Here is a 14,150-nt window from a genome sequence, read left to right on the forward strand (position 1 = left end):
TGGGATTCCGTCGCCGGCCACCCGCTACCCGCCTGGTACGACGACGCCAAACTCGGCGTGTTCCTGCACTGGGGCCTGTACTCGGTGCCGGGTTGGGCCCCGCAGGTGCCCGACATCCAGGAGTTGCTCAAGGAGAAGGGTCCCGCCGAGATGTTGCGGGACAACCCCTATGCAGAGTGGTATCTCAACAGCAGTCGGATCGAGGGCAGCCCGACCTGGCAGCACCAGCGCGACACCTACGGACCGGATGCCACCTACGACGATTTCATTCCGGCGTTCAACGACGGTACCGCCGGTGCTGACATGGAGGCGATCGCCGCGGTCTGTCGCGATGCCGGCGCGGGTTACGTCGTCCTCACGACCAAGCATCATGAGGGTTTCTGCCTGTGGCCCACCGCCATCGAGCATCCCCGTAAGGGTCGCTATCACACCCGTCGGGACCTCGTCGGCGATCTGACCCGCGCGGTGCGCGGCGCCGGGATGCGGATGGGGTTGTACTACTCCGGCGGTTACGACTGGCCCTACAACGACGCTCTGATGACCAATCCCGCCGACAGCTTCCTCGCCGTCCCGCACACCCCCGACTATGTCGCGTATGCGACCGCGCATGTGCGCGAGCTGATCGGCAATTACGAGCCGTCGGTGCTGTGGAACGACATCTGCTGGCCGGCCGGTGGTGACCTTCCCGCACTGTTCGCGCAGTACTACAACGCTGTGCCGGACGGGGTTATCAACGACCGCTGGATCGAGCCGCCTCAGCGTCGTGGCCGTGTGTCAGATGGGGTTGCCAGGGCGGGAGGCGTTCTGCTGCAGCGATTCTGGCCGCTGATCCCGGACAGTTACAAGTCGTTGACATTCCCGGCCAACCACCACTACGACTTCCGCACACCGGAGTACGCGAGGTTTGACACCGTGCAGGAAAAGAAGTGGGAGTCGACCCGTGGTGTCGGCCACTCCTTCGGCGCCAACCGCAATGAGCGACCCGAGGACATCGTCACCGTGACTGAACTGGTGCGCTCCTTCGCCGATATCGTCGCGAAGAACGGCAATCTGCTCATCGGCGTCGGCCCCGATCAGTTCGGCCGTTTCCCCACCGAACAACTCGCGCCGTTACGCGGGTTGGGGTCCTGGCTTCGGGTCAACGGTGAGGCGATCTATCGCACCAGGCCCTGGCTGATCCCGCAGACCACCACCAGTGCCGGCACCGAAGTCCGGTTCACCGCGCGCGGCGGCGCGGTCAACGCGATCCTGCTCGACGTCCCGGAACGGGAACTGACCCTGCGGGGAGTCGACGCGACCGGGGTCACCGGGGTCCGCGTGCTCGGCCTCGACGGACCGGCGGACTGGCAGGTGACCGACGGAGCCCTGACCGTCCGACTGCCCGAACGGATGCCGGTGTCGCCGGCGCACGTGATCGCGCTCAGCGGCGATCTTCTGCCCGCGTAATTTCAGGCGCGCGCGACTTTGTTGTCGAAGCCGGACTGATCCACCTCCGGCGAACCGAATCGGAACGTGACGTTGTTATCCAAACCGGAGACGACGATGGCGTCGGACTCCTCGATGATCACCGTGTTGCGCACCCCGGAAACGTCGACCCGCGCACAATGACCGGTCAGCAGCACCCGGTTGTGCACGCCGCTGATGCTCACGACGCCGGCGTCGCAGGCAAACTTCTCGTCTTTGTCGATACCGGCCACACTGATCTGTGCGCCGGTCGGCGGCGGCGGAAGCACGGTGGGTATCGACGGGCTCGACGTCGGTGGTGCCGGTGCGAATGACCCGCCCCCACCGACAACCGGTGGAGCGGCCGGCCGGCCGGCCACCGGTTTGTTCTGCGCCCCGATCCGTTCGGCGATCATTGCGCCGCCACCGACCACCAGTCCGAGGACCAGCACGCCCAACACGATCCAGCCCAAGCGCATGCCGGGCCGTGTGGGTTCGGCGTCGACCGGTGGCGGCTCCAGATCCCGGATACGCCGCTCGGGATCATCCTGCGGATTGCGCTCAGTCACCAGAAGACCGGAAGCTCAACAAGGCCCGCACCGAGCGCCTCGGTGTTGATCGTCAGGGCATCCGGCTCGACAGCGAGCCGCATATTGGGGAATCGCGGAATCATCTGGGAGAAAACCGCATTGAGTTCGATTCTGGCCAGCGGCGCGCCCAGGCAGTACCGGGCTCCGTACCCGAAGGCGACGTGCGGAACTCCCTGCCGGTTGAAGTCCACGGCGTCGGGATCCGGAAATGCGGACGGATCATGATTGGCCGACCCGGGATCGAGGAGCACCAGATCGCCCTGCGCGATGGTGACTCCGGCGACGTCGATGTCGTCGCGCGCGTAGCGCGGAATGCCCACGCCGCCGATCAGTGATGCCCGGAAGAGTTCCTCGACGGCCTTCGGTATCAGCGACGGGTTGGCCAGCAGCGCCTGCCAACGGCTGCGTTCGCTGAGTAGCTGTACCGATTGCGTCCAGATCTGCGTGACCGTCGTCTCGTAGCCGGCGAACAACAGCGCCATGGTCAGTGCGGCGATCTCGACGTCCGCAAGGCTCTCGTCCGTGCACAACCGGGAGATGACGTCGTCGCCGGGATGACTGCGCTTCTGCGAGACGAGCTTCATCCCGTAGTCGACCAACGCCGCGAGCCCCTGACCAGACAGTTCCTGATCGTCGGCGAAGGCTGCGGCGTCGACCCATACCCCGAACCGCTCCCGATCCTCGTAGGGAACGCCGAGTAGTTCGCAGATCACCAGAAGTGGCAATGGATGGGCCACCATCGCATGCAGATCGGCCGGCTGCTCATGCTCGGCCAACCGGTCCAGCAGTGCGGATGTCAGCGTCTCCACCCGGGGGGTGAGTGTGCGCAGGTGCCGCGGGGAGAAGTGCGGCTGCAGCAGCGAGCGCATCCGGCGCTGACCGGCAGGCTCGTCGTCGAAGTCCCCGATCGGACCGCCGAACAGTGCCGAGGCCCGGCTGCGCGGCGCGGTTTCCGGCGTGCGGTGCGAACGCCCGAGGCGATCGTCATCCATCAATTCGCGAACCACGGTGTAGCCGGTCACCAGCCACGCCGGATCACCGACGACGGTGGTGACCCGGTGGATCGGGCCGCCGGCCCGCAGTGCGCTCAGCTCGGGCCCGGCTCGCAGGGGGTGTGGCTGAGGAAAGGGCAGGCGCGGCGTCATGCGATCTGACTATCCCGCAGTGGCGTGCGATTCGGAAGGCCTGTACCGCCGGGCAGTGTTAGGTTGAAAGTCGGTGTTCTGGGGTTTGCTGTTCATGACGAAGGGAACGGCCCGGATGAGGGTGTTGCTGCCGCATCAGCTGCTCGAAGAGAAGGTGAAGTCCGACTTCGACTCCGAAGTCAGGCAGAAGTTCTTCCGCGGCTTGGACTTTGCCGGCCCGGAGGGCGATCCCGGTTGGTTCGGCCCGAAGAGCGCGGTCTGGCACGTGCACTCGCACACCTCGGCGCTGATCTTCGGCCTGCAGTGCGCGGCGTTCATGGAGCGGCTGGATCCCAGCATCTACTGGATGGGTTCGGATCACTCGCGCGTCGTGGAACGTGATGCCGGCGGGCTACCCACCGGAAAGCTCGATGCCGAGGGCGCGGCGGTGCGGCTGGCACACTCGGTCGCGTTCTTCATCGGGACCGCCTACGGGTCGACGAAGACCGCCGAGAAGGTGGCCCAGATCGTGCGATCCATGCATCACACGGTCAAGGGTGTGCGCCCCGACGGACTGCCCTATGACGCCGACGATCCGCTGTGGTTGCGCTGGAATTACGCGACGGTGGTGTGGGGTATCGCCACCGCGCACCAGATGTATCACCCGGCACCGCTGCGGGATATCGACGACTACTACGCCGAATTCGTCCGGGTCGGTCATGCCCTGGGCGGCACCGACCTGCCGGTGACCAAGGCCGAGACGTTGGAGTGCCTGCATTCCTATCTTCCGCGGCTGGCGTTGACGCACGGCGCCGCCCTGGCCACCGGCGAGGCCCTGCAGAACAATCCGGATGTTCCGCAGGCGGCCAAATTCTTCGACTGGGCCATCCGCGACTCGATGCCGCGGTGGGCGGCCGAAATGGTGATGTATCGGCCACCGAATCCGGTCGAACGGGCCGCGCGCCGAGCGGCGACCTGGGCCGCCATCAACACCACCCAGATTGCGATGGGCCCACTGCCCGAGTTCAACCAGGCTCGGCGCCGGGTCGCCAATGGCACCCTTGTCGATCACACCGAGCCGTCCTACCAGCCTGGCGAGGACCCATTGCGCAGCCGGGACGTCGTAGAACAAACGCTGCGATAGCAGCAGTCTGTAAGAAATATCCTTAACTGATTCAGACACCCACATGCGGGGTGTGATTTAGGCCGCATTTGCCCGATGGTCCGCGGCGGAATTGCGCTCGAAAACAAATCACGCGTCACTTTGCATTTCCGCAGGAGCGCATCGCATACAGCTGCGACTTCGCGGTTTGCCGCACCGGCGAAAGGGCAAACGCAATGCTGAGCGGCACTTGAGTCTATTGGGACACAAGTGAACTGAGCCGGAATTCTTTGTCGTAACCCACCGTTAAACTTTTAGATGTCCGACAATCAGTCGGCAAGGTTATTCCGATTCGACGTGGGGTCGACCGCTCGCCGCGGTCCGGCCGCCGGAGGTGAAGAAATCATGGCGAACACAATGGGCGCTAGTGCGGTTGCGGAACGGCATGCCGACGCACTGTGGCTGGCCGCCCTGCCCGTCCCGCGCGTTGCCGCGAACAGGGATCGGCTGCCTGCCATGCGCCACAGCGCCATCCGCCCCGCTGCAGGGGCGCTCTCCGGTCTTCCCGGTGCGGTCACCGATATGGCCGTCACCGAGGACGGCCGTCACCTGGTGGCCGCCCACTACGGCGACGACGCTGTGTCGGTCATCGATATCGAAACCCTGACCATCAGCACCGTCATCGACGACATCGCCGAGCCGTACGCCCTCGCCGCCGCCGACCGGATCTACGTCACGTCCGCGGCCGATGCTGAGGACAGTGTCGTGGCCGTCGATCCCGCCGCCGGTGTCACGCTGGCGGCCAAGGACATCACCGTTACGGCGCGCGGCCTGGCCGTCAGCCCCGGCGGCGACGTCCTCTTCGTGGCGCGCTGCGGTGACGCCGGAGCAGACATCGCCGCGATCGACATCGAAAGCGGAGTAAGCCGGGCGATCGCGCTCACCGGCGCCGCCGGCGCCGCAGTCGACACCATTCGGGTCAGCGCTGACGGAAGCGTGCTTTTCGCCGCACTGACCACCGCCGCGGGCAGTGCACTGATGGTTGTCGATCTTCGCTCGGGCCGCATCGTGCAGCGGGTCGCCATCCGTGGTTCCATCGGCGATATCGCCGCTCACCGCGACGGGCGCCGGGTGTTCGTCACCGGCTGGGATGCCCGCACCGGCGGGACGCTGACCGTCGTCGACGTCGCCTCCGGTCGCATCATCGACACCGTTTCGGTCGGTGGCCCCGCAACCCAGGTGATTCTCAGTGGCACGCGCGCCTACGTAGCCTCCGGTGATCGGGTCGCGGTTGTTGACATCGTCGGCCCCGGCCGCGTCGTCGACACCTACGTGATCGGCCGCGCGGTGTCCTGCGTGGCGCTCAGCAGCGACGAGAGCTGCCTGTATGTCGCGGACTATGACGGCTCGATCACCGCACTGTCCGCCGCTGCCGCCGCGCAGTTGCGCGCGGCCTCCTGAAACCGGGCCCGTCAGCGCTGGCTGCAGTCCAGCGATACCGAGATTGACTGGCTGGTTACCACCGGCACCAGAAAGCTGCCCCCGCGGCTGCCCAGCCCGGGTCCGACCCACGGCACCCATTGGGTGACCGTGTTCGGGTTGCGGACGCTGGTCACGACGCATTTGGACATCGGGCCCGTTCCGACCTTGTCGATGGTCACCACGTAGCCCTGCTTCTGCAGCTCGCTGATGGTGTCCTGAGCAGACTGATCCGCCGACGCCGGCCCTGCCGGACCCGTGAGGAGCCCGCACGCCGCCGCCGCAGCGGCGAACAGTGTGCGTGCACGCATGGCAGCCTCCCGGCATTCGTCGGCGATGTCTCCTGAACCACATCGTTGCGCGATTATCGCGGCGTTACCATTCGCGCAGGCAGGAACACCTCCAGCGAAGGCGGTTTAGATGCAGAGCACCATGCAGAACTCCCCGTTGACCGTCGCCGCGATCCTGCGGTACGCGGTCAGCATCCACGGTGATCGCACGGTGGCCACCGCCACCGGGACAGGCTTTCGGCACGCCACCTACAGGGAGGTCGGCCGGCAGGCGGCCCGGCTGGCCAACGCTCTGCGCCGACTCGGCATCGATGGTGACCAGCGGGTGGCCACGTTCATGTGGAACAACCAGGAACATCTGGAGGCCTACGTCGCGGTGCCGTCGATGGGGGCGGTCCTGCACACCCTCAACATCCGGCTGTTCCCCGAGCAGATCGAGTTCGTCGCCTACGAGGCCGAGGACCGGGTCATCATCGCCGACATCTCGCTGGCGGAGATCCTCGGTCCGGTGCTGGGCCGGATGGAGACGGTGCACACCGTGATCGTCGTCGGAGCCGGTGACTTGGCGCCCTTCGAGGCCTCCGGTAAGCGGGTGCTGCGCTACCACGATGTCACCGCGGCTGAGTCGGATGAATTCGATTGGCCCGAGATCGACGAAAACTCAGCTGCCGCAATGTGTTACACCAGCGGCACCACCGGCCACCCGAAGGGTGTTGTGTACTCGCACCGGTCGAGCTATCTGCACTCGATGGCGGTCTGCAGCGGTAACGGTATGGGACTGAGCTTCTCGGACAAGGCCTTTCCGATAGTGCCGATGTTCCATGCCAATGCCTGGGGTCTGCCGTACGCGGCTTTGATGGCCGGCGCCGATATCGTGCTGCCGGATCGTTTCATGGATGCCAAGTCGATGGTGGATCTCATCGAGACCCAGCGCCCGACGGTCGCAGGTGCGGTACCGACGATCTGGAACGACGTGATGAATTACCTGGAGCGTGAACCGGGACATGACATCTCGTCGCTGAGGCTGGTGGCCTGCGGCGGCTCCGCGGTGCCACTGTCACTGATGCAGACCTTCGAGCAGCGCCACGGTGTGCAGATCCGTCAGCTCTGGGGAATGACTGAGACGTCGCCGATGGCCACGCTGGCGTGGCCGACGCCCAGTACGCCACCGGAGAAGGTGTGGGAGATCCGCAGCACCCAGGGCCGGCCGATGTGCGGGGTCGAGGCCCGCATCGTCGACGACGAGGGGGTGACGCTGCCGAACGACGGGGCGGCCGTCGGGGAGTTGGAGGTCCGGGGCCCATGGATCACCGGTTCCTACTACCGCAACACCGATCCGTCGAAGTTCACCTCGGGCTGGCTGCGCACCGGCGATGTCGGCCGGATCGATGCTCAGGGCTACATCACCCTGACCGACCGCGCCAAGGACGTCATCAAGTCCGGCGGCGAGTGGATCTCGTCAGTGGATCTGGAGAACACCCTGATCGCACATCCCCTGGTGCGTGAAGCGGCGGTGGTCGGGGTGCCCGACGAGCGGTGGCAGGAGCGTCCGCTGGCGGCGGTCGTCCTTCAGGACGGGGCGGCGATAACCCCCGCCGAGCTGCGGGACTTCCTGGGCGACAAGGTCGTTCGCTGGTGGCTACCTGAGCGGTGGACCTTTATCGACGAGATCCCACGCACCAGCGTCGGCAAGTACGACAAGAAGACCATCCGGGCACGCTATGCCGAGGGCGCCTACCAGGTTGTCACGCTGTAGCGGAGGCGATCGCTACCGCTGGGCGCGCTGGTAGGCGGTCACCACCGCCGCTCCGCCCAGTCCGATGTTGTGCTGCAGTGCCGCGGTGACGTTGTCCACCTGGCGCTTATCGGCGGTTCCGCGCAGCTGCCAGGTCAATTCGCTGCACTGCGCCAGGCCGGTCGCACCGAGGGGGTGTCCCTTGGAGATCAGCCCGCCGGACGGGTTGACCACCCAGCGACCGCCATAGGTGGTGTCGCCGCTATCGATCAGGCCCGGCGCCTCACCCGCGCCGCAGAGCCCCAACGCCTCGTACAGCAGGAGTTCGTTGGCCGAGAAACAGTCGTGCAATTCGATGACCTGGAAGTCCTGCGGGCCCAACCCACTCTGGTCGTAGACCTTCTGCGCGGCCTGGACATTCATATCGTGGCCGATGATGTTGCGGGCCGAGCCGTCGAACGTCGAGGCGAAGTCTGTGGTCATCGACTGCCCCACGATCTCCACGGCCTGCCCGGCCAGACCGTGGGAGTCGACGAACGCCTCGGACGCGAGGACCACTGCCGCCGAGCCGTCGGAGGTCGGCGAGCACTGCAGCTTTGTCAGTGGGTCGGAGATCATCTTCGCGCCGAGGATGTCGTCAAGGCTGTACTCATCCTGGAACTGGGCGTAGGGGTTGTTCACCGAGTGCCTGTGGTTCTTGTAGCCGATCTTGGCGAAATGCTCGGCGGTGGCGCCATAGGTGCGCATGTACTCACGGCCGGCCGCACCGAACATCCACGGGGCCACCGGGAATGCCAGATCGTCGATCTCGGCCAGCGCTTTGATATGACGGCCCAGCGGAGACTCGCGGTCACCGGCGCCGCCACCGAGTGAACCGGGTTGCATCTTCTCGAAGCCGAGTGCCAGCACACAGTCGGCCAGCCCTCCCCGGATTGACTGCGCGCCCAGATAGAGCGCGGTGGATCCGGTCGAGCAGTTGTTGTTGACGTTGACTATCGCGATACCCGTCATGCCCAGTTCGTAGAGCGCGCGCTGCCCGGACGTGGAGTCACCCGAACAGTAGCCGACGTAGCCCTGCTCGATCTCGCGGTAATCGACACCGGCGTCGGTCAGTGCCTTGGTGCCCGACTCGCGGGCCATATCGGGATAGTCCCAGCCCTCGCGGCTTCCGGGCTTCTCGAACTTGGTCATGCCGACGCCGATGACGTACACCTTGTTTGCCATGGCCCCAAACTAACACCGCAAAGATGGCGTATCAGCTCTCGACCGGCTGATCGTCGAGCTCGTCCAAGGCGCGGGCTGCCAATTGGTGGCCCAACTCGATGAGCTCGGACGCGCGGTGGAAGTCGAGGCTGCGGCATGCGGTTCGGGGCACCTCGATCAGCAGATCCGGCGGGTAGGCCGCCATCTGATGGCGGGCCAGGGCAGCCTGGGCGATGTCGATACTGCGCATCATGATGGCGAAGCTGCCCAGTTTGGGGAACTGCGACTCGGCCTGCTCGGCAGCCTCGATATCGGAGACCTCGAAGTCGTCGGTGATCTCCGACGCCGATTCGGGTACGGCGCTGAACTTGTCCAGTAGCGCGGATGTGCTGCGCAGCAACCGGTTCAGCCGCTCGCGGGTGGGCCGGGCGTCACCGCCGAGCTGGTCACCGAGGTCGGCTTCGGTCCCCGAGACGCTGACCGCGATGACCAGGTCGGCGTTCACGGCGGCGATCGGCGCGATCGGCAACGGGTCGAGGATGCCGCCGTCGGCGAGCATGCGCCCGTCCATCACATGCGGGGCGATCACCCCGGGGATGGCGATCGAGGCCCGGATCGCTTCATCGAGCGGACCGCGTTGCAACCAAACGGATTTCCCGGCGATCAGATCGGTGGTCACCGCGGTGAATGGGATCGGCAGGCTTTCGATGGTGGCATCCCCGACTATGTCGCGAACCGCATCGAGAATCTTCCCGGCCCGGAATACGCCGGCCGCGCTGATCGAGGGGTCCAGCAGGCGCAGCATCGCGCGCTGGGTCAGTGTTGTGCTCCAGGTGGCGAACTCGTCGAGCGAACCGGCTGCGCAAAGGCCGCCGACCAGGGCGCCCATCGACGATCCCGCGACGCCGACGACCTCATAGCCACGGTCGCGCAGTTCGTTGATGACGCCGATATGGGCGTAGCCGCGGGCGCCGCCGCTGCCCAGTGCCAGCGCTACTCGTCTGCCCATGGCTCCAATCCTCGAGGGCTAGGTTTTTCGGTCTGCGTGATTCGAACCGTCAGCAGCCGCCGTCGGCCGCAGCCCGCACCGCGATGATCACCGCGGCGCGGTGCGCATCGTCGAGCTCGGCCCAGGTTGTCCTGAATGTCGCCGGCCCGACCTCCGATGAGCTCTGGAGTTCCTTGAGGTAGGGCTCCACCATGGACTGCGGGTCGCCACCCTTGCTCGTCATCCAGTCCTTGGCGGCTGAGCAGGCCTGCGCATACTGCTCTTCGGTGGACTGAGCCGGGACGGCGATCTCGGTGGTCACCCCGCCCGGGGACATCCCGATCGTCCCGGATTCGGGTCCGCCGGACGGTTGCTCGACAGCGGGCGCCGCAGCGACCGCGGTGGGCTTACTGGCGCCCGCCGAACACCCGGTCGCAGTGACAACTACCGCCATGAGCAGCCCAGCACCTGCTTGCCAGTGGCGAACCTGGGAAATCAGCATGGGGTCAATCTATGCAACACTCGGATCCGTGAGCACGCACCCCGGACTTCGCGAGTGTTGTCGGGCCTGACTACGGCCCGTCCACCTTTCCCGTCGTCCCGGAGTACCTCGATGTCAACTGCTCTTCAGCGATTCACCGCACCCACCCGTCTTCGATTGCCCGATCTGCTGCATACCGCCGATCGGTTCGCCGACGAGGTGCTGTCCGGGCATTTTGACCATCTGCTGCCCCCGGACGGCCTGCCGACCGAGGGTCGCTGGTTCACCCGCCTGCACACCGACGACGATCTCGATGTGTGGCTGATCAGTTGGTCGCCGGGGCACACCACGGAACTGCACGACCATGCCGGCTCGCTCGGTGCGCTGACGGTGCTTTCCGGATCGTTGTACGAACATCGTTGGGATGGAACGAGACTGCGCCGCCGTCTGCTTGGTGCCGGCGATCAGGCGGCGTTCCCGCTTGGGTGGGTTCACGACGTCACCGCCGCCGAGGAGCGGGATCCACCTGAGACGCTGAGCGTGCACGCCTACTCGCCGCCGCTGACCGCGATGTCCTACTACGAGGTGACCGACCGGAACAGGTTGCGCCGAATCCGGACTGAGCTCACCGACGAGCCGGAGCATGCGGTGAGCGCATGACCAGCCGGATCGATGTCGCGTTGCGGCGGGCCCGGTCCAGGCTTCGACGTCTGGAGGCGGCAGATGTGCGGGGGGCATTGGCCCAGGGCGCGGTGCTGGTCGATATCCGGCCCGCCGCCCAGCGCGCGGAAGAGGGTGAATTGCCGGGTTCGATCGTGGTTGAACGCAACGTTCTGGAGTGGCGCTGCGACCCGACCAGTGCGGCGCGGCTGCCGCAGGCCGGCGGTGATGATGTCGAATGGGTTGTGGTGTGTTCGAGGGGTTACACCTCCAGCCTGGCTGCCGCGGCGCTGCTGGATCTCGGCCTGCACCGCGCTACCGACGTGGTCGGCGGCTATGCGGCGCTGGTCGCGGCCGGGGTGCTCTCCGACCTCAGTCGGGTCAGTGCGAGTAGTCCTGGGTGACCCGGCCGCGCAGTATCTCGGTCTTCTCCGGGGTCCAGCCCGGCGGCTGCATGACCGCCGCCCAGGCATTGACCACGTCCTTGACGTAGCGGTGGCCGTTGCCGTCGGGAACGTCGACGGCAACCGCCATATCAGCACTGACCTGGAGGAAGGTCACCACCGGAATCCAGTTCATATCCGGTGATACGTCGTAGCCACGCGGTTCGCGCAGCCAATCAGGTTGGGAGAACAGCAGATCCGGGTTGAACCAGGCGATCGGATCCGACGCATGCTGAAGGTACGCGATCCGCGGCTGACCCCACGGCGAGTTCGGCCGGTCGAGGTTGTCCGGTCGGGCCGCGAAGCGCACGTTGGCGCCGTCGTCGAAGATCGGCAGCCATTCCGGCGAACCCGGGTCCCGGTCGGCGGTGACACTGTCGCGCAGGGTGTTCTGGAACGTCGGTCCGGAGAACAGCGCGCCGTCGGTGCGCGCGATGATGTTGTTGGGGCTCAGGAACGGCGCCTCGCCGCCGAACGAGCCGAGGCTCTCGCCGAACACCACGATCTTGGGCCGCTGAGCTTCGGGCAGTGCCCGCACCTTGGCGTCGACGGCTTCGAACAGCGCCTGGCCTGCTTGACGGGCGTTCTCTTTGTCCACCAGGAATGAGAGCCAACTCGGCAGGAATGAGTACTGCATGCTGACGATCGCGGTGTCGCCGTTGTACATGTACTCCAGTGAGTCGGCCTCGGCGGCGTTGATCCAGCCGGTGCCGGTGGTGGTGGCGACCGCGATCACCTTGCGCTTCAGGCCGCCTTCGCGTTCGAGCTCAGCGGCGGCCAACTCGGCGGTGGCGCGAATCCCCTTGGCGGAGTTCAGTCCCGCGTAGGCGCGGATGGGTTCCATCGCGGGAGCCTTGTTGAAATCGGTGAGTTGCGCGACGGTGGGGCCGTTGCCGACGAACAGCCGGCCCTGGTGTCCCAGCGATTCCCAGGACACCTGTGATCCGGGGCCGCCCGAGCGCAGAGCTGACTTCGGCGCGGGCGCATTGGGGTCAAGCTCGTCGTTGACGTTGGAGAAGGTCTTGTTCAGAACGTCCATCACGCCGCGCACGATGACGCCGTTGAGAACCGCGATATTGGCCGCGACCAACAGGGCAACCACCACTACGAATGAAACACGCGGTGGTGCAATTCGATTCAGCGATCCAACCAGGAAACGCACCAGCTTGCCGAAGATCTGGCCGAGTTCGACGAAGGCGAATAGAACAACCACCGCGATCACTGCCGCCTGCGGGTAGTTGAACCAGCGCAGCCGCGGAACGCCCATCAGGTCGCGGACCTGATCCTGCCACGTGTGGAAGTAGAAGACTCCCAGCACCAGACCGAGCAGACCCAGACCGACCAGAATCGACCACGCCCACCGTGGCGCGGGAGGACTGCTCGGCTTTGACTGCATGAACCGAACCAGCCACACCGCGAAAACACCCAGCGCGTAGCCGATCGCCCCTGCGACGCCGCTGACGAGTCCCTGGAACAGTGGCCCGCGGGGGAGCAGCGACGGCGTCATGGACAGCAGGAGAAACACCATGCCGACCGCGGTCCCGGTGAAGGTGTACCGGCGCTGCCACCAGTCCCGCTTGACCTCCGGATTGCCGAGTTCGGATTCCACCGTCGCTTGGGTCACGTCGAAAACCCTATCGGTGGGTTGCCTCAGCGGTGAGTGAACGTCGGCGGCCGCTTCTCGGTGAAGGCGGCCATGCCCTCGCTTTGGTCCTCGGTGGCGAATGCGGAGTGGAACAGCCGGCGTTCGTAGAGCAGGCCCTCTGCAAGGGTGGATTCGAAGGCCCGATTGACCGCCTCCTTGGCCATCCGGGCCGCCGAGCGCGACATCTGCGAGATCGTGGTGGCGACGGCGCCTGCCTCCTCCAGCAGTGACTCGGCGGGTACCACGCGGGATACCAGCCCGGCCAGTTCCGCTTCGGCGGCGTCCATATTGCGCCCGGTGAGAATCATGTCCATCGCCTTGGCTTTACCGATGGCACGGGTGAGCCGCTGGGAACCGCCCATGCCCGGCAGCACACCGAGCTTGATCTCGGGCTGGCCGAACTTGGCGGTGTCCGCGGCGATCAGAACGTCGCACATCATCGCCAGTTCGCAGCCCCCGCCCAGCGCATATCCGGCGACCGCGGCGATCAGCGGCGTGCGGACCGCGGCCAGCTTGCCCCACGCGGCGAAGAAGTCGGAGTCGAAGACCTCGGAGAAGGACAGTTCCGCCATCTCCTTGATGTCGGCGCCGGCGGCGAAGGCCTTCGCCGAGCCGGTGATGACGATCGCGCCGATACCGGGATCGGCGTCGAACTCGGCCGCGGCGGTGGTGACCTCGGCCATCACCTGGCTGTTGAGGGCGTTGAGGGCTTTCGGCCGGTTCAGCGTGATGGTGCCGACCCGTTCGGAGCGGGTCACCAGGATGGTCTCGTAGGTTTTCTCGGCGGTCATGTCGTCTCCTTAGAAGGTCAGGTCCGGGTCGGCGGGGGTGAAGTATTGCGCCACATCGTCGTCGGTCACCTCGGCGATCGACGACGGTGACCACTGCGGGTTGCGGTCCTTGTCCACCAGTTGGGCGCGGATGCCTTCGACGAAGTCATGGGAACGCAGCGACGCACACGACACCC

At 66.0% G+C, this 14,150-nt stretch carries 15 protein-coding genes; 6 read left to right on the top strand and 9 right to left on the bottom strand.

Features of this window, described 5'->3' with window-relative positions:
- On the top strand, positions 1–1,446 hold a 1,446-nt coding region (locus tag ACR2JI_RS13595; protein WP_526390785.1), incomplete at its 5' end, for an alpha-L-fucosidase.
- A 2-nt stretch (positions 1,447–1,448) separates the two neighbouring features.
- On the opposite strand, the gene ACR2JI_RS13600 is transcribed toward ACR2JI_RS13595, so the two are convergent.
- Positions 1,449–2,012 (bottom strand): DUF3060 domain-containing protein, encoded by a 564-nt coding sequence (locus tag ACR2JI_RS13600; RefSeq protein WP_526390787.1) that lies wholly within the window; start codon positions 2,010–2,012, stop codon positions 1,449–1,451.
- The gene (locus tag ACR2JI_RS13605) at positions 2,009–3,178 is read right to left on the bottom strand and encodes a cytochrome P450 (RefSeq protein WP_526390789.1); all 1,170 of its coding nucleotides are present in this window, start codon (positions 3,176–3,178) and stop codon (positions 2,009–2,011) included. Before ACR2JI_RS13605 ends, ACR2JI_RS13600 begins: the two co-directional genes overlap by 4 nt.
- Before the next feature lie 94 nt (positions 3,179–3,272).
- Here ACR2JI_RS13605 and ACR2JI_RS13610 point away from each other — a divergent pair, with 94 nt between their 5' ends.
- Both ACR2JI_RS13610 and ACR2JI_RS13615 read left to right on the top strand, forming a co-directional pair.
- On the top strand, positions 3,273–4,301 hold the full coding sequence (locus ACR2JI_RS13610; RefSeq protein ID WP_526390792.1) for an oxygenase MpaB family protein: 1,029 nt from the start codon (positions 3,273–3,275) through the stop codon (positions 4,299–4,301).
- Positions 4,302–4,664: 363 nt separating this feature from the next.
- Positions 4,665–5,720, top strand: a complete 1,056-nt coding sequence (locus tag ACR2JI_RS13615) for a YncE family protein (protein ID WP_526390794.1) — start codon at positions 4,665–4,667, stop codon at positions 5,718–5,720.
- 11 nt (positions 5,721–5,731) lie between these two features.
- Here the strand turns inward: ACR2JI_RS13615 and ACR2JI_RS13620 are convergent, their stop codons facing one another.
- Positions 5,732–6,049, bottom strand: coding sequence for a hypothetical protein (locus tag ACR2JI_RS13620; RefSeq protein WP_526390796.1), 318 nt, complete (start codon positions 6,047–6,049; stop codon positions 5,732–5,734).
- A 109-nt stretch (positions 6,050–6,158) separates the two neighbouring features.
- Here ACR2JI_RS13620 and ACR2JI_RS13625 point away from each other — a divergent pair, with 109 nt between their 5' ends.
- Positions 6,159–7,784 carry a long-chain fatty acid--CoA ligase gene (locus ACR2JI_RS13625; RefSeq protein WP_526390798.1) on the top strand — a complete coding sequence of 542 codons (1,626 nt, stop codon included), beginning with the start codon at positions 6,159–6,161 and terminating at the stop codon, positions 7,782–7,784.
- A 12-nt stretch (positions 7,785–7,796) separates the two neighbouring features.
- On the opposite strand, the gene ACR2JI_RS13630 is transcribed toward ACR2JI_RS13625, so the two are convergent.
- From ACR2JI_RS13630 to lpqV, 3 genes are read right to left on the bottom strand one after another with little or no spacing between them, the layout of a single operon-like run.
- Positions 7,797–8,987 (bottom strand): thiolase family protein, encoded by a 1,191-nt coding sequence (locus ACR2JI_RS13630; protein ID WP_526390800.1) that lies wholly within the window; start codon positions 8,985–8,987, stop codon positions 7,797–7,799.
- A gap of 31 nt (positions 8,988–9,018) precedes the next feature.
- On the bottom strand, positions 9,019–9,975 hold the full coding sequence (locus tag ACR2JI_RS13635; protein ID WP_526390802.1) for a patatin-like phospholipase family protein: 957 nt from the start codon (positions 9,973–9,975) through the stop codon (positions 9,019–9,021).
- A 49-nt stretch (positions 9,976–10,024) separates the two neighbouring features.
- Complete coding sequence (gene lpqV / locus ACR2JI_RS13640; RefSeq protein WP_526390804.1) at positions 10,025–10,456, bottom strand: lipoprotein LpqV; 432 nt, start codon at positions 10,454–10,456, stop codon at positions 10,025–10,027.
- A 111-nt stretch (positions 10,457–10,567) separates the two neighbouring features.
- Between lpqV and ACR2JI_RS13645 the strand changes: the two genes are divergently transcribed.
- Entirely contained in the window at positions 10,568–11,095 is a 528-nt protein-coding gene (locus ACR2JI_RS13645) for a cysteine dioxygenase (RefSeq protein WP_526390806.1), read from the top strand.
- Positions 11,092–11,499, top strand: a complete 408-nt coding sequence (locus ACR2JI_RS13650; protein WP_526390808.1) for a rhodanese-like domain-containing protein — start codon at positions 11,092–11,094, stop codon at positions 11,497–11,499. Before ACR2JI_RS13645 ends, ACR2JI_RS13650 begins: the two co-directional genes overlap by 4 nt.
- On the opposite strand, the gene ACR2JI_RS13655 is transcribed toward ACR2JI_RS13650, so the two are convergent.
- From ACR2JI_RS13655 to ACR2JI_RS13665, 3 genes are all read right to left on the bottom strand, one after another.
- Complete coding sequence (locus ACR2JI_RS13655; RefSeq protein ID WP_526390810.1) at positions 11,477–13,162, bottom strand: alpha/beta hydrolase; 1,686 nt, start codon at positions 13,160–13,162, stop codon at positions 11,477–11,479. The two genes, ACR2JI_RS13650 and ACR2JI_RS13655, sit on opposite strands and share 23 nt — an antisense overlap.
- 26 nt (positions 13,163–13,188) lie before the next feature.
- Positions 13,189–13,974 (bottom strand): enoyl-CoA hydratase, encoded by a 786-nt coding sequence (locus ACR2JI_RS13660; protein ID WP_526390812.1) that lies wholly within the window; start codon positions 13,972–13,974, stop codon positions 13,189–13,191.
- A gap of 9 nt (positions 13,975–13,983) precedes the next feature.
- The coding region (locus ACR2JI_RS13665) for an enoyl-CoA hydratase/isomerase family protein (protein ID WP_526390814.1) at positions 13,984–14,150 on the bottom strand (167 nt) is incomplete at its 5' end.

This window comes from Mycobacterium sp. (assembly GCF_051006775.1).
Lineage (GTDB): Bacteria > Actinomycetota > Actinomycetes > Mycobacteriales > Mycobacteriaceae > Mycobacterium.